The following is a 20,755-nucleotide window of genomic DNA, read 5'->3' as shown; positions in this document are numbered from 1 at the left end:
CCGAAGAGCAGCACCGATCCGCTACTGTGCGGCAACGACCATCACGTGAAGCCGTATTCCGGAGGTCGGGACCGAACTCACAATGACTAAAGCTGCCGCCCGTCGCCGCTCATCAGCGCAGCGAGTGGCGTCTGCCCCGCTGACACGCTTTGCACCGGTGAAGCTGCGACGCCTCGACACCTCGTGAAAGGCTTGTCAGTCTTCGGGGGCCGGCAGGGTGCCTTGTCGCCAGGCACCGATGATCTGAGCGGCGATTGAGCCGGGGCCCGGCAAAATGACGGTACCGTCTGCCACCCCGCGATCGATATCGTCACGGCTGTACCACCGCCCCCACTCCAGTTCGACGCCGTCGACCTGGCCGGCCGATCGGCTACGCGCCACGTAGCCGAGCATCAATGAGCGGGAGAACGGCCAGGGTTGCGAGCCGAGAAAACGGTAGCCGGCGATGTCGAGCCGGGCCTCTTCTTGAACCTCGCGGTAGAGGGCGTTTTCGGCGCTCTCCCCCGCCTCGACGAAGCCCGCCAGAATGGAGACGCGGTTGGCGGCCCAGGTCATCTGATGGGCGAGGAAGATCCGGTCGTCCGGGTCGAGCACGGCCACGATGATCGCCGGATCGGTGCGGGGAAAGTGTTCGCGTCCGCAATCGTTGCAGACGGCCGCGAAACCGCCGTGGGTGCGCAGCAGCGGCCCGCCGCAGCGGGGGCAGTACTGGCTGTTGGCGATCCAGTTCAACACTGCCAATCCGGCGCTGACCACCTGATACTGCATGTCGGTCAACCGCGCGTCACGGATCGTCACACCGTCGTTGATCGCGTCGACTCGTCTCGCGAACCACTGGGTGCCCTCGATCTCGCCCAGGTAGGCGAGGTCATCGCTCAATTCTCCCGAGGCCTGCACGCCGAAAGGCTCCAGTACGAATCGTGACTCCGGGTCGAGTTCGATGACCTGCGCCGATTCGTCCTGCCAGGCCCGCCGGATCACCTCGGGCTCCCGATGGTCTGCCCTCCTGTTCAATGCTGATGGACCATCCCAGGGCGACAGATTCAGACGGGTGAAGCTCATGGGTTGAGGTTATCGCGTGTCGTGAGTCCGGCCAGCAGGCTGCTCATGGAGCGTTCATCCAGCAACAGTGGACGTTCGATGTGGTCGCTGAGCACGTGGTAGAAGACCGCGTCCACCCGTTCAGGGTCAATACCGAGGCTTTTGGCCCAGGCCATCCGGTAGATCGACAGCTGCAACGGATCGGCCGGCGCGTCCGAGGTCTTCCAGTCGACGATCTGAAAGTCGTGGTCGGCATCGTCCGGGGTCTCGAAGACGGCATCCATCCGGCCGCGCACCTGTTGGTCGCCGACGGTCAAGATGAATGGTTCCTCGATGCGTAGCGGGGTGCGAGACGCGTATCGGCCGCGTTCGAATGCTTCGGTGAGTCGGCGGAGAAGCTGGTCCGAGGCGTCGGGATATCCTCCGGCCGGCGCCTCCTCGGTGGGCTCGTCATCGAAACTGTCATCGAACAGCGCCGGCATCGCGAACTTGTGCTCCAGCCACTCGTGAAACCTGGTGCCCACGCTGGTGCGACGGCTGATCGGCCTGGGCATCGGACGCAGAACCTGCGCCGCGAAACCTGCGCGATCGCGATTGGCCAGCATCAGCGCGGACGCGGAGATCGACGCAGGCAGCACCACTTCGGATTGTGGACGACGCCGCTTGCGCTCGGCGGAAACCAGCAGCTGCGCGAGAGCGTGCCAGCTCTCGCCCTGCTCTCGCGCATCCGGATCGGCATCTGCAAGGATCTCTGCGGAGCCAGCTTCATGAACAAGATCGGCTGCTTCGCGCAGCCCGGCGAGTTTCGCCTCGTCCATCGGGACCGGCCACGGGCTGCGCAGCGCCACGCCGAGCAGCGGATTGTCTTCGGAGACCTCGGCCTCGGCTTCGACACGGGTTCCCGCGGCGTCGCGCAGCGTCAGGAAGTAATCGGAAGGTCCCTTGATCTTCTTTCGTCCCGGCGCCCAGTAGTGGCAGCTGGCGACCAGCTGGTTGCGGGCGCGGGTGACGCCCACGTAGATCAGCCGATCCTCCGCCTGCCGCTGCGCGGCTTTCAGCTCTGCGCTATACCCTTTGTTGAGTTGTTTTGTCGTCACTTCTGACAGCTGGGGCACCCACTGCGCGTCACCGCGTAGCGCCGAGGGCAGCACCGCGGGCTGGGTCGTCCAGTTGTCTGTGCCTCGGCTGCTCGGGAACACTTCCGCGCATAGGGCGGGCAAGAAGACCCGGTCCCATTCCAACCCCTTCGACCTGTGCACGGTGAGCAGCTTGACCGAGTCGTCGCTGCTGGGCACCGCCTGGTCGAGGCCTTGCCCTTCGGCCCGCTCGGCATCGAACCAGGCCAACAGGCCGCTGAGCGCGCCATCGCCGTCGATGTCGACATATTCGTCCACGGCGTCGGCGAAACGTTCCAGCTGGCGCTTGCGGCCCGAGGCGAACGAATCCTTGTCGCTGGCGATCTCCAACGCGATTCCGCTGGCCTTGATCACCTGGTGCACGAGTTCTGGCAGCGGTTCGTCACGATGTCTGCGCAGGTCACGAAGCTCGGACGAGAAGGCGGCAATCCGCGCCCGTGCCTCCGGTGAAACGGGAGCGTTGCCCAGGTCTTCGACCGCGTCCATCAGGCACAGCTGACTGGCGGGGTCGAATTGTTCGCCGACTGTCTCCAACGCGTCACTGGACGGACCAGCCTTCTTCGAGTTGGGACGGCCGGTATCGAACTGTTCGCCGATTCTCTCCAACGGGTCGCTGGGCGGATCAGCATTCTCCAAGACAGGACGGCCGGGATCTAGTGATTCTCCGACCCTGTCAAGGCCATCGCCGTCCTCTTCGCGCTCGTCGCGAGCCTGGGCCATCAGTTCCTGCGCCCGGTCCCCGATGATGGCCAGGTCCCTCGGCCCGATCCGCCACCGTCGCCCGCTGAGCAGCTGCACGACCTCGGGGTTGGCGCTGACGTCATCTATCAGCCGCAATGTCGCCACCAGTTCGGCGATCTCGGGCACTTCGAGCAAGCCGCCCAAACCGACGATCTCAACCGGTATGTCGAGGCTGCTCAATGCTTCGTAGATCGCGCCGATGGACGAGTTCGTGCGGGTCAGCACAGCGATCTTGGACCAGCGATCAACCTGGTCCAGCTGCTTCGCGGCCAGCACCTGGCCGGCGAGCCAGTCGACCTCTTCCGGCCAGGTGTCGAAGCTCGCCACCCGCACCACTCCGCCCGAGTTGTTGTCGGGGGAACGCAGCAGCCGCTGCTGCGAGGTGACGCCCTCGCCGAGCAGGCGCTCATCACTGCGAAGCGCTGCCGACAACGCGTTCGCCACGTCGAGAATGGCGGGCTTGCTTCGGCGGTTGATACCCAAGGTGAAGCGGGCAGCAGGCGTGCCGTCCCGGTGAGGGAAGTCGTCACAGAATTGCAGGATGTTGCTTGGGGCAGCACCCCGCCAGCCGTAGATGGCCTGAAACGGGTCGCCGACCGCGGTCACCGGAAAACCTCGTCCGCCCGAGATGACCGTGTCCGAGAACAGTCCTCGCAGCAGGCGCGCCTGCGCCGAGGAGGTGTCCTGGTATTCGTCGAGCAGTACCACCTGGAACCGTTGCCTGATGGCTGCAGCAACCTGCGGCGAGGCCTCGATAACGCGCACCGCCTGGGCCATCTGGTCGGCGAAGTCGGTGAAACCGCGCTCGCGTTTCAGGCCACGATAATCATCGATCAGCCCCAGCAATTCGGCGCGGGCGCCGACGGTGCCAAGGGAGGTGCACACCGCCTTCGTCCGCAGGCCACGAGGTCCGCGTTTCACCTGCTCGAGTTCATGAGCGAACGCAGCGTCCTCGGCGAGCACCTGCGCCGAATCGACGAGATGGCTGCGCAGTTCACCATCGAGTCTGAGTAACCGGTCGGTCACCGTGGCGGGCTGCCAGCAGGCTAGATCCTGCAACTCGTCTTTCGTCCTCGAAACCGCCTGGTCAGCCAGCCGATAGCGCGTCGCACCGGTGATCAGGATCTGGCCGGTGTCTATCCCGATCCGAAGTCCATGGTCGGTCACCAGACTCGCCGCGAACGAGTCGTAGGTCGTCACGAGTTGACGTCCGTCATCGCCACCTTGGGCGGTATCGATGAGGCCCGCGGCGGCGAGCGCCGCGTCCACCCGCTGCGAGAGCTCACCGGCGGCCTTGCGGGTGAACGTGAGGCCGAGAACCTGATCCGGACGCACCTGGCCGGTCGCGACCAACCAGACGACTCTGGCCGCCATCACCGTGGTCTTGCCGGTTCCCGCACCGGCAATGATGACGCCGGGCTCCAGTGGCGCACAGATGGCCTTCAGCTGTTCATCGCTGAACGGGATATCGAGCAACGCGCACAGCTCGTCGGGCGATCCGATGGCTCGCACCGCGAGATCTTGGTCGACGCTCACCACTGATCCTCTTCTGTCGTTTGAGCCGGGCACCCCAGCCGGAATTCGCAGGTGCGGCAGTTGGGGTTGATGTTTGCGTAGAAATCTTCGGTGGCGATGATCTCGGCGGCCCGGCTGAGATGCTCATGCACCCAAGTTCCGGTGCCGGAGTCGGTAGCCGCCGCAGATGAATCGAGAGCCGGTTGGCTGAGCACCGTCGGCTGTCCACTCTTGTCCTTCCGCAGATAGACGACCTCGGCGTCGGCAAGTTCCCGGAGCCCGCCGGTTTGATCGTCGAAGGCTCCCTCGCGGACGGCCAGCTGGTAGATCCCTAGCTGATCCATCTCGCGTACTTGTTCTTCGCTAGGGGGTCTTTTGGCTGTTTTGAAGTCGACCACTCGCAACCTGTTGGACTCATCTGCTTCAAGCCGATCGAGAACCCCTGTCACGACCACGTCACGGCCATCAAGCACGAGGTCCAGCCGAAACGGGATCTCGACCCCCAGCAGCCGGCGGTGATCACCGGAGGAAGCCCAGAGATCGTAGCGCTGCAGTGTCTTCACGGCTTCGTCGAGTTCTGCCTTGGCGTACCACCCGGCGCCGTATGGCAGCTGCGGCCAGACCTCGGCCAGACGATCTGCCGAGTCGGCTGCAGGCGTGCCGTTCTCGGCTGCCTCGGCAATGAGCTGATGAACCAGCGTTCCGAAAACCGCCCGTATGTCCTTGGGAGGGCGTCCGTTCGCCCGGCTGCCGAGAAACCATCGCCGGGGACAGGCCAAGATCGTCTCCACGGCGCTTCCCGTCAGACGGATCGGCTTACCCGGCACGGCGATCTGGCGATGGGGATCGCTCGGCATACGCAGCCCCCACCAGTCGGCCGGGTCGGCACCTGCCGCCAGCGCCCGCCCGCTGCCATCTTTCTGGCCGGCAAGCCAGGCGAGTTCCCGGGCGGCCGCCTGCCGGATGCCAGGGCCGGCCGAGGTGTCGGAGCTCACCCGCCTCAGTCTCGCCACCAATCCCTCGAGAGACGACGGCATGGCCTCGGGTTCCCGGTGCATGGGCCGCACACCAAGCTCGGCAAGAAATCGTGATGGACGATCGGTGTCGCCGCCTGGGTCGTCAATGGCGACTGCCACCAGGTTCTGTCTCGCTCTGCTTGCCGCCAGCAGAAAGGAGCGCCGTTCGGCCGCGATGCGATCTGCCGGACCCTCCGGCGGCTGGAACCCTTCCGGTCCGAGCAGATCGGCACGCAGCAGCCCTTCGGGATTGCTGATTCTGGGCCACTCGCCCTCTTGTGCCCCGGCCAGAATCACCAGATCCCACTGGTATCCCTTTGCCCGGTACGGCGTGGTCACCGCAACGCTGTCACGCCTCGGGTCGGATTCCCGTGCGGTATCGGCAGCGATCTGTTGGGCCTCGACCTCGGCGATCAGCGAGCGGACTCCTGCTATCCCCTTCCATTCCGGTTGTCGCGCGGCCAGGTCGAAAAGCGCGACGACCGCGTCCAGGTCGCGGTGTGCCCGAGCGGAGTTCTCGCTGGCGCGTAATGCCTCGTTCTGCAGTGTTCGCGGCCAGGAGGTCGCCGACCAGGCGTGCCACAGCAGCCCTGACAGATCGACTCCTTCGTTGATCATCTCGGCCAACCCGTTCAGCAGCGTGCGCATGGTGATCAGAGCTGCCAGCTCCGGGCTCGGATCGGTCTGATCATCGGGAACCAACGCGGCTGCGCACAGCTCGTCGGCTATCAGCCGGCCCGATGCGGGGAGCAGATCATCGGGGTGGGCCTGGGCGGCGCGCTTACGAAGCTGCCTGCTCAATCTGCGCAATCCGACCGCATCAAGCGTGCCCATCGAGGTGCGTAGCACCTGGGCCGCCCGCGTCTGCTCCAGTCGCCCATCCGCGGCCCGTGAAACCGCCGCCTCCAGCACCAGGAGCAACTGACGTACCGGAGCTTCTTCGGCCAGCGCGTTCTCGTCTCCCGACAACTGCACCGGAATACCGGCGGCGGACAGCCGTCTCGCTAGCGCCGTTACCGCCTGCTCGCCGGGCGGACAGATCACCACCTGGCGCTGCCATTCGACCCCATGGCGAACATGCGCCTCGCGCAACACCTCGGCGATCTGCTCGGATTGCGCAGACGAGTCGGGGACGAGCTCCACCCGCACCGCGGACGACCTGGCCATGGCTTCACCGGCCTGCGCCGCTCCATCGATCTTTGACCGCGGCTCCGCGTTGCCCCGATCATCATGGTCGCCCCGCCTCATCGCGCTGTCAGGGATGTCCTCGGCATCGGTGGAGAGATTCACGCCACCGGTGGCAGCGCGAGCCGCGGCCCTCATCGGACCCACTTTGGCCGCGGTGGGCTGCAGGTGGGGCAGGCCGCGCGAAGGCAACCGCGCCGCGACCCCATCCAGCGCAGTAGCGATCTGCGGATCGCAGCCGGGGTGATCGTCCAACTGGAGCAGCCGCGCCGTCGCCCCGGGCAGGCTGAACCTTTCGGTGAAATCGGTGACGGCCCGCTGATCGGCGCCCCGAAACTGCGAAATCACCGTGTCGGGATCGGCGAATGCGATGACCTGGCCCCCTGCCCGGCCCGCGTCGGCGAGCAAATTGATCATGCCGCGGTCGAGTTCGGCGAATTCGTCGCAAAAGATCACCGAAGCAGTCTCTGATAGGCGGGCCGAGTTCTGTGGTTCGCTCAACACGAGCCGGGCCCGGAAGACCAGCTCGGTGTAGTCGATGACGCCCTCCGCGTCCAACACGTCGAGATACTCCGCGAAGAACTTCGCCGTTGCCACCCACTCCGGCCGCTCGGCCCGATGCCCCGCGGCCTCCAGATCGTCCGGATCGAAACCGAGCTGGCGGGCCCTGGCCAGGATCGCGCGGATCTGGCGCGCGAACCCCCGGGTGCCCAGTGCCGGGCGAATCTCACTCGGCCATGACGATTGGTCACGACCTGACAACAATTCTCGAACCCGATATTCCTGTTCCGGGGCGCTCAGCAAGCGCGGCACCCCCGAAGCGGGATCTGAGAATCGTTGCAGCAGTTGAAGGCACCAGCCATGCACGGTGGTGATCTGCAGACCGCGTTGGCTCGCTCCCACGCCAGCCACGATGCGGGCCCGTAGCTGTTGCGCCTGAGACCGCGAACCGGTCAGCACGACCATCTGTGACAAGGGGATACCCGTTTCGACCCGGTTCACGACGGCCGCCACCAGGGTGCTGGTTTTGCCGCTGGCCGGTCCGCCCACCACGCAGCATGACCCATCGTGTTCACCGATCGCATTCAGCACTGCCCGCTGGGCCTCGGTCAACCGGCCGGGCTCGGCAATGCCGCAGGCCGGACGCAGGATGGGTGCTTCGGATCGGATCATGTGCACCATCGAACCACGCCCTTCTGACAATTTTTCGTGACTTAGGGCCCCCGACTGTGGAAGAGTGGTACCTGCCAGGCAAGTTCAGGCTGCAGTACCTAGGCTGTATCCCGTTTTTGCTCCAACCCACCGGGGCTGGAACGGCAGGTGGCCGTGAGGTACGGACCACCACAGTAAGTATGAGGAGTACACATGGCGCAGGGAACCGTCAAATGGTTCAATGCCGAGAAGGGCTACGGCTTCATTGCCGTAGACGGATCGAATGACGACGTCTTCGTTCACTACTCGGCCATCGACGCGGCGGGCTTCCGTTCGCTGGAAGAGGGCCAGAAGGTCGAATTCGAAATCACGCAGGGGCCCAAGGGTCAGCAGGCCGACGCTGTTCACATCATCGGCTGACGTAAGACATTAGACTTCGAGGTCGCGTGTCAAACCCGCGATCTCCCCGAACACGGCAGGGGCTGTACCGATCGGTACAGCCCCTGCTTTTCGTCCGCCGGCCCTCCGAGCGATGAGCACCTTTACGCGCGAGGCAAAACCTGTCCGGACGGTGTTTCGTGACCGGGTAGGTTTAGCTGCGTGGAGATCAAAATTGGCGTCCGCGATATCGGACGCGAGCTGAATGTCGAGACCGATCAGTCGGCTGACGAGATCGAGAAGAATCTGCGCGAGGCCGGCGACGATGGTCTGCTGGTCATCGACGCGACCCAGGGCCGGCGTGTGCTGTTGCCCGCTGCCAATATCGGCTATATCGAGCTGGGCCAAGAACATGCCCGCCCGGTCGGCTTCGGTTTCCCCGGCCAGCAGCTCTGAAGAAGGTCCACCGACCCGCCCGGGCCGATACCGATTCGTCGCCTCACCGGCGCGGCGCTCGATTGAGGGCCGCGCCCGAGCCGAAAGCCCCGGTCCACACCGGAGTCCACCGGTTTTGTAGCTCGACGGACCAGGATTACACGGACAATCCCAACTGGGTCAGCCGGGCCGCGGTGGACTGCAAGACCTCGTCGAGCACAGCGGTCGAAATCGACAGTTCATCGTCGCTCTCACCGGCCAGCACGATCCTCAGATCAGGCTGACGGACCAGGAGACGCTGAGCCATCACCACAACCTCCCCCAGCAGACGCCGTCCATACAGTGACAGTTCGTCTGCGCTGCGCGTATGGCCGTTTATCGCATCGGCCACCTGCGAACCACCATCGTCGATGGTCCGCCACAGGCCCGCCTCGCTGGTGAGCACACTTTTCGCCGGTTCTGGTAGCCGATCTTCCAGGCGCTGCACCAGCTCCAGTTCAACGCTCGCCAGCACCATCAGCCGCAGCCGCTGCTCCACCTGGACGCGCGGCTTCGTTACGGCCCAGAACTCGTCGACCGGGCTGACGATCGGGGCCATCTTCTCCGCGGCAGCGCTCTGGCCTCCGGGTATCGCATCGCAAGCCTGCAAGCATCGGTCCAGCGCGTCCGCGCTGAGCCGGGCGACCGTCAAACGATCGGCCAGCTCGGTTTGGCTACCGGATCGCACGATGGACGACTCGGCCACCCACAAGTTCTGGTAGCCCAACCAGGCCAGCAGTGCGGTACAGGGTTCGGATGCGATCTCGGTGCTCACGATCCCAAGGATATGGTGACTCGCCCGCCGATGCTGCGCGGCACGCGCCGGGATTCGGCGGTAAAGGTTAGACTTGCGCTCAGGCGCATTTCGCGCCCCCGAAGTTTCCGCTATGGAGGCGGACCCGAGAGACAGCTATATGACTGACACTGACATCATTGCCGACAACGCAGCACCCACCACGTTCGCAGAGCTGGGCATCGCCGCTCCGATCGTCGAGGCCCTGGCGGATGAAGGCATCACTCACCCCTTCCCCATTCAAGAATTGGCCATTCCGATCGCGCTCACCGGCGCCGACCTCATCGGACAGGCCCGCACCGGCACCGGCAAGACGCTCGCCTTCGGCACCCCCTTGCTCCAGCGCCTGACCTTGCCGGATAGCGACAACTTCGAAGATTTCGAGTTTTATGGCAAGCCACAGGCACTGGTCATGGCGCCGACCCGCGAGTTGGCCCTGCAGGTGAGTTCTGACCTTGTCACAGCGGCCCGAGTGCTGGGAGCACGCATCCTCACCATCTACGGCGGCGTCAGCTATGACGAGCAGCTGGAGACGCTGCGCTCCGGAGTCGACGTGGTGGTCGGCACCCCCGGACGCCTGCTCGATCTGGCTCACCGGCGCAGCCTCGATCTGTCTCATGTGCAGATCATGGTCTTGGACGAGGCGGACGAGATGCTCGACCTGGGTTTCCTTCCCGATGTCGAGAAGCTCACCTCTATGACCCCGCAGTCGCGGCAGACGCTGATGTTCAGCGCCACGATGCCCTCCCAGATCGTCGCTCTCGCGCGCACCCATCTGAACCACCCCGTGCATGTGCGTGCCGAGGGGCAGGACGCCCAGGCGACGGTTCCCGACACCACTCAATTCGTCTACCAGGCGCATGAGCTCGACAAGCCGGAAATCATCGGCAAGCTCCTCCAGGCACCGAATGTCGGCAAGGTGATGGTGTTCACCCGAACGAAACGCGCAGCCCAGCGGCTCGCCGATGAATTGGAAGATCGAGGATTCGATGCTGCCGCGATTCATGGGGATCTCAGTCAGGATCGTCGCGAGCGCACGCTGAAGAAGTTCCGCAAGGACAAGATCAAGGTCTTGGTTGCCACCGATGTGGCGGCTCGCGGCATTGACGTCGAGGGCGTCACCCACGTGATCAACTACGAGGTTCCCGACGATGCGAAGCAGTACGTCCACCGCATCGGACGCACCGGCCGTGCCGGGCATTCCGGAGTCGCGATCACCCTGGTCGACTGGTCGGATGTGACCATGTGGAAGGTGATCAACAAGGCGTTGGGCCTCGATTTCACTGATCTCCAGGAAACCTATTCGACGACTCCCCAGTTGCTTGCCGATCTGCAGATTCCCGAAGGCATCAAAGGACGCCTGCCCGGCGCCAAGCCCAAGGAGCGCCCCGATCACTCCCACCGCGATGGCCACGGCAAGGGAGCCAAGCACGGCAAAAAGCACGACCGTGAACGCCACGACGACCACCACCGCGACGGCAACAAGAAGTCGGACGACAAGAAGTCCGACAGGCCGCACCGCAAGCGGGTCCGCCGCCGCAATGGCGAGGTCGTGCAACGTGATGCAGAATCGTGACCATGACATTCGATTTCACTGACAAGCGTGTTCTCGTTACCGGTGGCGGCGTCGGCATCGGGCTGGGGATCGTGAAGAGCTTCGCCGAACTCGGCGCTCGGGTCGCGTTCACCTGGAACAGTCACCGGCCGGACGACGCGCTCCTCGACGAGATCGCCGGGGCGGGCGGACGCCGTCCGTTGGCGGTTCAGCTGGACGCCACCGATGAGGACCAGGTCAACGCCGTGGTCACCGAGGTCGCCGAGAGACTCGGCGGCCTGGATGTGCTGGTGAACAATGCGGGCGGCATGGTGCAACGCTCCAGCGTCGAAGATATGTCGCTCGACCTGTGGCGCACCGTGCTCGACGTCAACCTGACCAGTGCTTTCCTGGTGACCCGCGCAGCACTCAAGCACCTGACCGATGGCTCGTCGGTCGTCAACATCGCGTCCCTGGCAGGTGAGAACGGCGGAGGCGACGGGGCGTCGGTTTACGGTGCGTCGAAGGCCGCCATGATCGGGTTGACCAAGGCCTGGGCCAAGGAGTTTGCACCCCGGCAGATCCGCGTGAACGCCGTCGCTCCGGGGCTGATTCTCGACACGCCGTTCCACGAACTGTTCAACACTGCCGAAGGACGCGCCGCAGCCATCCAGGGCATCGCCCTGAAGAAGCCCGGCTATCCCGCCGATGTCGCGGGGCCGGTCGTCTTCCTGGCGAATCCACAGGCGTCCGGATTCGTCTCCGGTGCCACCATCGACATCAACGGTGCCGCCTACTTCAGCTGAGCCTGATCTGCTTGCCGGCAATCATCCAATACAACAAGCGGAGGGCTAATGAGACCATCTCATCAGCCCTCCGCTTTGTTCTGTTCCGTAAGCCCGGGCGGCGCGTGTCCCAGACGTTCACAGATAAGAGGGCAGGCGCCTGACGGATCCGTCGAGCAATGATGCGGAAGTACTCTACTGAGCCGGGTTCAGTAGTCCATCTGCATGGCTTTGCGGACTTCGGACAGGGTCTGGTCGGCAACCTGGGTCGCCTTCTCGTTTCCGGCATGCAGCACCTGTTCCAGATAGCCTGGGTCGGCCATCAGTTCGGTGCGGCGCGCCCGGACCGGGGCCAGGTGCTCGTTGATGGCCTCGGTGACCAGCTTCTTCAAGCCACCGCCACCACCGTCGCCGATCTCGTCCGCGATCCGGGCGGGATCGCCGCCGGTCGCCAGTGCCGCCAGCAACAACAGATTCGACACCTCGGGGCGATTCTCCGGGTCATAGCTGATGTGCCGATCGGAGTCGGTCTTGGCCTTCTTGATCAGTTTGGCAGTCTGTTCGGCGCTCATCCCGATCTCGATCACGTTTCCGCGCGACTTGCTCATCTTGGTACCGTCCAGGCCGAGAATGTTCGGCGCCGGCGACAACAAAGCGTCCGCGAGGGGGAACACCTGCTGATCGGGATTCGCCCGCCCATAGCGCTCATCGAAACGTTTGGCGATCAATCGGGTCAGTTCCAGGTGGGGCAGCTGGTCCTTTCCGACCGGCACCACGTTTGCCTTGCAGAACATGATGTCGGCAGCCTGGTGCACCGGGAAGGTCAGCATCAGCCCACTCATCGGACGATCCGAGTTCGCCAGCTCGTCCTTGACGGTGGGGTTACGGCGTAGCTCGGAATCGGTCACCAATGAGAGGAACGGAAGCAAGAGCTGGTTCAGGGAGGCCACCGCGGAGTGAGCGAAGATGGTGGACCGCGCCGGGTCGATGCCCGCAGCCAGATAGTCGGCGATAGCCGAGTAGACATTGGCTTTCAGGTCGCCTACGCCATCACGGTCATAGATCACCTGATAGTCGGCGATCAGAACCCATGAATCGAGGCCGAGGTTTTGTAGCCGGACGCGGTTGCTCAGAGACCCGAAGTAGTGTCCGAGATGCAATTTGCCGGTCGGACGATCTCCGGTGAGCATCCGGTAACGCTCGGGATGGATCTCGAGATCCGCCTCGATGTGTTCGCTTCGCCGCAGGCTGGCCCGAAGCGATCCATCGACGGACGACGCGAGGCCATCACCAGATTCCGCCGAACTTGTGGGCAGATCACCTGAGGTCATGGTCACGCACTCCTTCTCGGTCCTTCCGGCCGACCCGAATAGCCGGGCGGCCGAGCGCGATCATTCTACTAGCACGACGCCACCGGCTCATCACACCGACTTCTTGGCCCCGAACTGTCAGGATTCGAACAGCCGCCAAGGGTGCCGGACTCCGCGAGGAGCGACCAGGCGTCCCGGCCGCGGGTCCTACCCAAAGGCAGGCGGGACGCGAACCGAGACTCCAGGCCATCCGGTGCGGCAACCGGCCAAGAAGTCACTCGCCCGCTGAGCACTCGGTGGCGGAAGAAGCCCTATTCCGTCACTCCCCCGTGACTCCTGATCCTGGCATACAACGCGCGCAGGGCAGATTCTCGCGTCGTCTCACAACCCAGGTCGTGGTCGATCTTCCCCGCGCCGTGATAGTCGCTCGATCCGGTCCGTACCAGTCCGAGACGCTCCCCCAGCCGGTGATAAAGCTCACGGGTTTCCGCATCATGCAGCGGATAGTCCACTTCGATCCCGTCCAGGCCGTGTTCGATGGCCATCTGTTTCACGTCGTCGCCGGTCAGATAATCGTCCATGCCGCGAATACCCGGATGCGCGATCACCGCAGCCGCACCTGCCCGGTGCAGCAGATCGATGCCGGCGGCCAGCTCGATGGTCGGACGAGAAACATAGGCCGGTGCACTGCTGTCAAGATACTTCGCGAAGGCCTCGTCGCGGTTCGCCACGTACCCCTTCGCCACCATCGCGTCCGCCACATGTGGACGCCCCAGCGACGTCTCCGCGTCCTTCACCTGCGCCCGGACGTCTTCGACGGTGAGCGGCATGCCCAGATCCGCCAGTTTGGCCAACATCTTCGGCAACCGATCCCGGCGTCCGGATCGCAGCCTGTTCAGCTCGGCGTTGAACTCTTCGTTATCGCGACGTGGCCCGTATCCGAGCAGATGGACGTCCCCGCCGTGCAGCCTCGCACTCAATTCGACGCCCGGCACCACCCGCACGCCGATCCTGCGTCCGGCTTCTCTGGCCTCGTCCAGTCCTGCCAAGGTGTCGTGATCGGTGAGGGCGACCACATCAAGCCCGGCACGCTGTGCATTCAGCACCAGCCTGGTGGGGCTGTCGGTGCCGTCCGAAACCCATGAGTGCGTATGCAGGTCGATCCGCATTGCTGAACTCCTCTCTATTTGTCGAGCAGGCCACGCAGCGAGGCGACCGCTACCGACATCCGGGCCAAATCCACCGGGCCCGAGGCAAGCTCGTCCAGTATTGCCTGCTGGCGTTCGGCCTCGGGGTTTTCCTGCCACCAGGCGGACACGATCTCATCGGCACCGTTCAGCGTATCGCCGGCGAATGTCAGCGCGGCCCCGGTGAGCGCCGCCTGGGCACTCATCAACTCGTCGCGCACCGCTGCCCTGGCCATGATCTCCCAGCGGCCGACCCGCGGCAGGTCGAGCGAACGCCGCAACGCCCGCTCGATCCCCAGACGCTCACTCAGCTGGAAATAGACCTGGGCGCATTCGGCCTCGTCACGCCGATATTTGCGAGATATCCGCACGATCGGCAAGGCCGCCGCCGATAGCGACCATCGCGCCAGTTTCTCGGCCAGTTCGGCGTCGACGCCGCGGCCCACCATCTCGTGCACGCTTGCCTCGTAGCGTTCGTGTTCTGCGCTGGTGATGAGTTCGGGCAGCTCGGCGGCCACCGCATTCACGCCAGGTTTCAGCTCGGCCACGATCTTCTCGATATCGATGCCGCCGCGATAGGTCTGCAGAATCCACCTGGTGGCGCGCTCGATGAGATGCCTGATACGCACCCTGAGCAGCGTCTGGGTCGCGGGATTCACCTGGGAGCCCGCCAGTGCGGTCTCCTGCCCGCCGGCGTTCATCAGATTGCGAGCCACCAATTGGGCACGCACGATATCTGCGGATCCGGTCCCGGTCTCGGTCGCCAGCCGGTGCGCGGCACTCATGCCCTGCGAATCGACAAATCGATTGACCGCGACGGTGCTGATGATCTGGCGGGCCAGCGGATGCTCGGTCATCAGATCCGCGAATCGCTCCCGCAAGGGCGCCGGGAAGTACTTGACCAGGCGGTCAGCCAGATAGGGATCGTCCGGCAGGTCACTTTCCAGCAGCTCGTCGCACAGCGCGTTCTTCACCGTGGTCAACACCATTGCGAGTTCCGGATCGGTCAATCCATGACCGGTGGCTGACCGGGCGGCAAGCTGCTCGCTGGAGGGCAATCCGTCCTGGGCCCGGTTCAGTCTGCCTTGCGTCACCATTGCCGAGATGAGGTCATCATGGACGCCCGCGTTGGCCGGTGCTTCCAGCAGCGAATTCGCCAAGGCCCTGTTCTGCACCACATTTTGGTGCAGAACGATGTCGGCAACTTCATCGGTCATCTGCTGAAGCAAGATGTTGCGCTCGTCAGTCGTCAACCTGCCGCTGCGGACCGCCGCGTCCAGCAGGATTTTGATATTGACCTCGTGATCGGAAGTCGCGACACCGGCGGAATTGTCGATGAAATCGGTATTGATCTTGCCGCCGGCCAAGGCGTATTCGACACGGGCGGCCTGCGTCCAGCCCAGGTTGCCGCCCTCGCCGACACAACGGGCGCGAACCTGGCCCGCGTTGACTCGCACGGCATCATTGGTCCGGTCATCGGCCGCGCTGTGCGACTGCCCGGTGGCCTTCACCCAGGTGCCGATCCCGCCGTTCCACATCAAATCGACCGGCGCACACAGGATCGCCCTGATCAGCTCGCTGGGCGTCAACGAGGTCACCGATGAATCCAGGCCGAGCACCTCGCGGGCCGGTCCGGTTATCCGGACCGACTTCGCCGTGCGCAGGTAGACACCGCCGCCGGTGCTGATGAGGTCCGGACGATAGGCATCCCAACTGCGTCCCGCATCGAACAACCGGGAGCGCTCGGCGAAGGAAATCCCGGGATCGGGATCGGGGTCGAGAAAGATGTGCCGATGGTTGAACGCCGCCACCAACTTGATGTGCTCGGATCGCAGCATGCCGTTGCCGAAGACGTCGCCGGACATGTCGCCGATCCCCACGCAGCTGAAGTCGTGGCTCGCGGGATTGATTCCGAGTTCGCCGAGGTGACGTTCGACCGATATCCAGGCACCTCTGGCGGTGATGCCCATCTTCTTGTGGTCGTAGCCGGTCGACCCGCCGGACGCGAAGGCATCGCCCAACCAATAGCCCTGCCCGATCGAAATCCGGTTGGCCATGTCGCTGAAGCTGGCCGTGCCCTTGTCCGCGGCCACCACCAGATAGGAATCGTCGTCATCCCAGGCCACAACGCGATCCGGACGCTGCAGGGCGCCGCCTGCCACATTGTCGGTGACGCTCAGCAACGCCTTGATGAACCTGGCGTAGCTCGCCCTGGCCTCTGCGATCCTCGCGGCAGGTTCCAGCCCTGCCAAGCGTCGCGGATAGAAGCCGCCCTTGGCGCCGGTCGGCACGATGATCGCATTCTTCACGGTCTGGGCCTTGGCCAGGTCCATCACCTCGGTGCGATAGTCCTCCGCGCGATCCGACCAACGGATGCCGCCGCGGGCCACCTTGCCATACCGGACATGAACCCCTTCGACCTGCGGGGAATAGACGAAGATCTCATGAGCCGGTTGCGGACCTCGGACGAATCCCAACTGCCGGGGCTCCATCTTGATGGCCAGCGCACCGCGAGCAGCATCAGGCGGGCCGAGCGGGTCGTCCAAGGCGAAGAAGTTCGTCCGGACCATGGCGCCGATGACATCCAGATATTGCCGCAGCATCCGGTCCTCGTCCAGCACCTGGACGGCGTCGATGGCCTCTTGCGCCCGCTCGCTGAGCTCGTTCACCCGCTGCTCCCGGTCAGCGTCCGGAGCAGCCCAGGGCGAGAACTTCGCCTCGAAGAGCTCGATCAGCATGGTCGTGATCTGTTGGTGTTTGTTCAGCGTCTCCGCGATATAGGGCTGCGAATAAGTGGTGCCGAGCTGGCGAAGATAACGCGAGATCGCCCGCAGCAACCCAACCTGCCGCCAGTCAAGCCCGGTCTGGGTCACCAGCCGGTTCAGCCGGTCCGCCTCGCTCAAGCCGGCGTAGCTGGCTCCCACAGCTGCGGTGAAACGACCACGATCGGCGTGCGACCAGCCGTCCAGCCGCTCCGCCCCGCCCGGCAGCCTCAACCCGAAGTCATAGACATGCGCCTGTTCACCACGCAGTTCCAGGTCGAACGGACGCTCGTCCACGACGTCGACCCCCAGGCTCGACAGATGCGGCAGAATCCGCGAGAGCACCATCTCGGATCCGGCGCGGAACATCTTGACGCGGAAATCGACACCGTTCTCGGGCGGAGTCGGCACATACATGACCTGAACCATGTCGTCGGGCCCGCCCACCTGATTGAGCGAGACCAGATCATCGATGGCCTCCAGCGGCGTGTACTGCTCCTTGTAGCCATCCGGGTATTCGACACCGCGCTGCGAGCTGTCGAGGCGTTCGGCGATCTGTAGGAAGCGATCGTCCCAGCTGCGAGACACCTCCTCCACCGCCATGGCGAGTCGTTCCTCGTCGACGGCCGGCAGCGGCAGCCCGTCCGGCATCTTCAAGGTGACGTGCAGGCTGGCCAGCGGGGTATCAGAGACCTGCACACTCCACTGTGACGAAGCGGCTCCGGTCACCGACATCAGCAGCTGTTCGATGCGTTGGCGCACGGTCGTGTTGTAGCGTTCGCGCGGCATGTGAACCAGCACGGAGATGAACCGGCCCCACCGGCCGGGGCGCAGCTGGGTGATGACGCGGCGAGGGTCCTCGGCCTCCACAATCTTCGCGATGATCGGTGCGAGTTCGGTGACGCTCGCCTCGAAGAGGTCATCGCGGGGATACGCCTCGATGGCCGCGGAGACCGATCGTCCACCATAGGACGCTCGATCGTAGCCGATGGCGGCACTGATCTGTCGTGCCTTGCCACGCAGCACAGGAATGCGCGCCACCGGTTCGGTCAGGGCCGTGGTCATGAAGAGGCCCAGGAAGCGGCGCTCTATCCGGCGGCCGTCGGGCAGCCGCAAATGCACCGCCACGTAGTCGAGATAGCTGGACCGCAACACGGTCGAGCGCACCGAGTCCTTGGTGATGACCAGCAATTGATCATCGGCGGGAACCGCGCCGAAACTTGCCGACGCCCGATCGTCGTCGGCAAGAATGCCCAGCCCTTCGGGCAATGGTGCGAGCCGGGAATCTGCCAACTCGAAGTCTCGGGCGCCCAGCAGCAGCAGGCGGTCATCGGCGCACCAGCGCAGCGTCTGAGCGGTGATCTCCGCCTCCTCGCCACCCAGCGCTTCGACCTCTTCGGCGGCGCTCAATAGCCGTGCCTGCATCGCGTCATGGTCGCCGACCGCGGCCCCCAAGTCGGCCAGGCTCGAATTGATGGCGTCGGCCAGTTCCGGCAGGGCGTCGGCGGCCGACGATCCCACCGGCGGATACAGCTCGATCCACAGCCAGGCCTCGGCGATCGACGAATCTCCCTGGCCGCGGTGCACGACGTCGGTCAGGTTTCCCTCGGCGTCGCGTACCACGTTAAATTGCGGATGCAGAAGTTCACGAACCGCCCAGCCCAGCCGCGATACGGTCATTGTGACGGTGTCGACCAGCCAGTCCTTGTCGTCGGTGACAACTGTGAGCACCGTGTGACCGCCGGCTTCCCAACCGTCGTCCTCCAAAGCGGGGGTATACAGCCCGATGTGAGACTCGCCCGGTAGTCTGCGCCAGGCAAGTTCGGCGTGATGGAGAAGCGAGCGTGCGATGATCGGAGCGGGCCGGGTCAGCAGCGCCGAACCGTCCGCATGTTTGAAGTAATGCCGCAAGAATTCGCTCAGACGTTCAGGACCCGCCACTTGCACGCCGTCGGCGGCAAGAGACTGCGCCACCTCGCGCAGCAATTGATCACGATTTGGTCTTGGTTGGCGACGAGCGTCGCTGTTCATTTCCACTCCCACACCCGGGTGATCCGTGAGCCCAACTCTAGCCGCGGACGACCGGGGCCGCGCAGAAGAATTGCCCGATACGCCACAATGGAGATCATGCAGATCAGCGCGCAGCACAGATACACCGCCACCCCCGATCAAGTCCTGGCCATGATGGCCGACCGGATCTGGCTCACCGAAGTTGCCAAGCGCGCAGGTGCCGAGCAGTGGAGTGCGTCGGTTGACGCAGACGGCAGCCACTTGCAAGCCGCGCTGCCCGCTCCCGCCAGGGCGCAGAAGTTCACCGGAGCGACCATGAAGGTCAACCTCACGTTGCTGTGGGGTCCGCTCGGCGCCGACGGCAGCAGCGACGGCCACATCACTGTCGCCACACCGGGTATGCCCGCTTCCATGCACGGGACCGCGCATCTGTCGTCCGAGCAAGCGATCAGCACCGTCGACTACCTGGCGGAGTTCACCATAACGGTGCCGCTGGTGGGCAAGACTCTGGAACAGGCGGCGGCGCCCTATGTGCGCCGGATCATCGATATCCAGCAGGCCGTCGGTGACGACTACCTGGCAGGAAAACTGACCGCCTGACGAACCCCGTCGGCTCAGGCGAGCGAGACTGTCGAAGGGCGAAGAAAGAACCACAACCCGACCGAGCCGAGCGACGACTCCGTGAAGGCCTGCCCACTCGAGCGAGGCGACCGAGGCCGACCCCGAATCGAACGGTCTCTGCTTGGACCGGCAGCGTTGGTCACACGTACTGCTCCGGCCGCCCGGGCAAAGACGAGGGGCGGCCCCGTTGCCGGGACCGCCCTTCCGGACTGCGCGGATCATCTGAAGATGCGCGCGCTACCCCTTCGCCCATGCAGGGCTCGACGAAGAACTGGCGCTGATGTCACTCGGCCGATTCTTGTCGGGACGATGACGGACATCACTTCATATGCTTGCCGCCGTCGACGTTGAAGGTCGCACCGTTCATCAGGCTGGAGCCCTCCGACAGCAGGAAGTCGACGACATTCGCGATCTCCTCGGGCTGGCCGACGCGTCCGATCGGGACATTGGCCGACATGGAGGCCTTGCGCTCGGGAGTCAACTTGCCACCCATGATCTCGGTGTCGATCGGTCCGGGGCAGATGCAGTTGGTGGTGATGCCGTACTGGCCGAGCTCGCGGGCCCCACCGCGGGTCAGACCGATGACAGCGGCTTTGCCGGCCGCGTAGGCGATCTTCGAGAAGGTGCCGCCGCCGTCATAGGCGGTGATGGACGAGAAGTTGACGATGCGCCCGACTTGGGCCTTCTGCATGCGGCGAGCGCCGTATTGCATCATCAGCATGGTGCCGCGAGCGTTGACGGCCATCACCTTGTCGAACTCGGGAACGGTCAGCTCGAGCAACGGGGTCGGGCAGGCAATACCGGCGAGGTTGGCCAGGCCGGTCACCTGCGGCAGTTCCGCATCGATGCGCTCCCAAGCTTCCTTCACCGACGCGTCATCGGCAATATCCGTGACGATGCCGACGACCTTCTTGTCCGGGAATTCGCCGGCAAGTTCGGTCGCGAAGTCCAGTACCGCGGGGTTGAGGTCGATAACCGCGACGTTGTAGCCCGACGAGGCCAACTTACGTGCCACGTGCCGACCGATCCCGGCAGGTGCTCCGCAACCGGTCACGACGGCAGTGCGCTCGGCGGGGAACGGGTTTCCAGTTTCCGACATTCCAATCCTCCTTGGA

13 protein-coding genes are annotated in these 20,755 nt (G+C 64.5%); 5 read left to right on the top strand and 8 right to left on the bottom strand.

Annotated elements, in window-relative coordinates; all coding sequences use genetic code 11:
- Positions 1-195: 195 nt before the first annotated feature.
- The 3 genes from nudC to QQ658_RS05355 are packed head-to-tail and all read right to left on the bottom strand — an operon-like array spanning position 196 to position 7,807.
- Complete coding sequence (gene nudC, locus QQ658_RS05365; RefSeq protein ID WP_286026629.1) at positions 196-1,062, bottom strand: NAD(+) diphosphatase; 867 nt, start codon at positions 1,060-1,062, stop codon at positions 196-198.
- Positions 1,059-4,454 (bottom strand): ATP-dependent helicase, encoded by a 3,396-nt coding sequence (locus QQ658_RS05360; protein ID WP_286026628.1) that lies wholly within the window; start codon positions 4,452-4,454, stop codon positions 1,059-1,061. The genes nudC and QQ658_RS05360 overlap by 4 nt, the downstream gene beginning before the upstream one ends.
- Positions 4,451-7,807, bottom strand: a complete 3,357-nt coding sequence (locus tag QQ658_RS05355) for an ATP-dependent DNA helicase (RefSeq protein ID WP_286026627.1) — start codon at positions 7,805-7,807, stop codon at positions 4,451-4,453. The genes QQ658_RS05360 and QQ658_RS05355 overlap by 4 nt, the downstream gene beginning before the upstream one ends.
- 192 nt (positions 7,808-7,999) lie before the next feature.
- On the opposite strand from QQ658_RS05355, the gene QQ658_RS05350 reads away from it, so the two are divergent.
- Together QQ658_RS05350 and QQ658_RS05345 are read left to right on the top strand one after the other, a co-directional pair.
- Positions 8,000-8,206 carry a cold-shock protein gene (locus QQ658_RS05350; RefSeq protein WP_286026626.1) on the top strand — a complete coding sequence of 69 codons (207 nt, stop codon included), beginning with the start codon at positions 8,000-8,002 and terminating at the stop codon, positions 8,204-8,206.
- A 180-nt stretch (positions 8,207-8,386) separates the two neighbouring features.
- Positions 8,387-8,620, top strand: coding sequence for a DUF3107 domain-containing protein (locus QQ658_RS05345; protein WP_286026625.1), 234 nt, complete (start codon positions 8,387-8,389; stop codon positions 8,618-8,620).
- Positions 8,621-8,756: 136 nt separating this feature from the next.
- Here QQ658_RS05345 and QQ658_RS05340 read toward each other — a convergent pair whose 3' ends face one another.
- Positions 8,757-9,413 carry a ferritin-like fold-containing protein gene (locus tag QQ658_RS05340; RefSeq protein ID WP_286026624.1) on the bottom strand — a complete coding sequence of 219 codons (657 nt, stop codon included), beginning with the start codon at positions 9,411-9,413 and terminating at the stop codon, positions 8,757-8,759.
- A gap of 139 nt (positions 9,414-9,552) precedes the next feature.
- Between QQ658_RS05340 and QQ658_RS05335 the strand changes: the two genes are divergently transcribed.
- Together QQ658_RS05335 and QQ658_RS05330 are read left to right on the top strand one after the other, a co-directional pair.
- Entirely contained in the window at positions 9,553-11,007 is a 1,455-nt protein-coding gene (locus QQ658_RS05335) for a DEAD/DEAH box helicase (RefSeq protein ID WP_502928935.1), read from the top strand.
- A 2-nt stretch (positions 11,008-11,009) separates the two neighbouring features.
- Positions 11,010-11,771: an SDR family NAD(P)-dependent oxidoreductase gene (locus tag QQ658_RS05330; RefSeq protein WP_286026622.1), complete on the top strand. Its 762-nt coding sequence runs from the start codon at positions 11,010-11,012 to the stop codon at positions 11,769-11,771.
- A gap of 188 nt (positions 11,772-11,959) precedes the next feature.
- Here QQ658_RS05330 and trpS read toward each other — a convergent pair whose 3' ends face one another.
- The 3 genes from trpS to QQ658_RS05315 all read right to left on the bottom strand — a co-directional run bounded on the left by trpS (position 11,960) and on the right by QQ658_RS05315 (position 19,040).
- Positions 11,960-13,081, bottom strand: coding sequence for a tryptophan--tRNA ligase (gene trpS / locus QQ658_RS05325; RefSeq protein ID WP_286026621.1), 1,122 nt, complete (start codon positions 13,079-13,081; stop codon positions 11,960-11,962).
- A gap of 290 nt (positions 13,082-13,371) precedes the next feature.
- Positions 13,372-14,229: a PHP domain-containing protein gene (locus QQ658_RS05320; protein WP_286026620.1), complete on the bottom strand. Its 858-nt coding sequence runs from the start codon at positions 14,227-14,229 to the stop codon at positions 13,372-13,374.
- A gap of 14 nt (positions 14,230-14,243) precedes the next feature.
- Positions 14,244-19,040 carry an NAD-glutamate dehydrogenase gene (locus tag QQ658_RS05315; protein ID WP_286026619.1) on the bottom strand — a complete coding sequence of 1,599 codons (4,797 nt, stop codon included), beginning with the start codon at positions 19,038-19,040 and terminating at the stop codon, positions 14,244-14,246.
- Positions 19,041-19,136: 96 nt separating this feature from the next.
- Here QQ658_RS05315 and QQ658_RS05310 point away from each other — a divergent pair, with 96 nt between their 5' ends.
- Positions 19,137-19,619, top strand: coding sequence for a DUF2505 domain-containing protein (locus QQ658_RS05310; protein WP_286026618.1), 483 nt, complete (start codon positions 19,137-19,139; stop codon positions 19,617-19,619).
- A 340-nt stretch (positions 19,620-19,959) separates the two neighbouring features.
- On the opposite strand, the gene QQ658_RS05305 is transcribed toward QQ658_RS05310, so the two are convergent.
- Positions 19,960-20,739 carry an SDR family NAD(P)-dependent oxidoreductase gene (locus QQ658_RS05305; RefSeq protein WP_286026617.1) on the bottom strand — a complete coding sequence of 260 codons (780 nt, stop codon included), beginning with the start codon at positions 20,737-20,739 and terminating at the stop codon, positions 19,960-19,962.
- Positions 20,740-20,755: the final 16 nt, after the last annotated feature.

The organism is Propionimicrobium sp. PCR01-08-3 (assembly GCF_030286045.1).
Lineage (GTDB): Bacteria > Actinomycetota > Actinomycetes > Propionibacteriales > Propionibacteriaceae > Brooklawnia.
This window is presented reverse-complemented; position numbering and strand designations above follow the sequence as displayed.

What these genes read in the sequence shown, in the direction of transcription:
- nudC (WP_286026629.1), bottom strand. Translation starts at nt 1,062, where the DNA reads ATGAGCTTCACCCGTCTGAATCTGTCGCCCTGGGATGGTCCATCAGCA.
- QQ658_RS05355 (WP_286026627.1), bottom strand. Translation starts at nt 7,807, where the DNA reads ATGATCCGATCCGAAGCACCCATCCTGCGTCCGGCCTGCGGCATTGCC.
- QQ658_RS05350 (WP_286026626.1), top strand. Translation starts at nt 8,000, where the DNA reads ATGGCGCAGGGAACCGTCAAATGGTTCAATGCCGAGAAGGGCTACGGC.
- QQ658_RS05335 (WP_502928935.1), top strand. Translation starts at nt 9,553, where the DNA reads ATGACTGACACTGACATCATTGCCGACAACGCAGCACCCACCACGTTC.
- QQ658_RS05330 (WP_286026622.1), top strand. Translation starts at nt 11,010, where the DNA reads ATGACATTCGATTTCACTGACAAGCGTGTTCTCGTTACCGGTGGCGGC.
- trpS (WP_286026621.1), bottom strand. Translation starts at nt 13,081, where the DNA reads ATGACCTCAGGTGATCTGCCCACAAGTTCGGCGGAATCTGGTGATGGC.
- QQ658_RS05320 (WP_286026620.1), bottom strand. Translation starts at nt 14,229, where the DNA reads ATGCGGATCGACCTGCATACGCACTCATGGGTTTCGGACGGCACCGAC.
- QQ658_RS05315 (WP_286026619.1), bottom strand. Translation starts at nt 19,040, where the DNA reads ATGAACAGCGACGCTCGTCGCCAACCAAGACCAAATCGTGATCAATTG.
- QQ658_RS05310 (WP_286026618.1), top strand. Translation starts at nt 19,137, where the DNA reads ATGCAGATCAGCGCGCAGCACAGATACACCGCCACCCCCGATCAAGTC.
- QQ658_RS05305 (WP_286026617.1), bottom strand. Translation starts at nt 20,739, where the DNA reads ATGTCGGAAACTGGAAACCCGTTCCCCGCCGAGCGCACTGCCGTCGTG.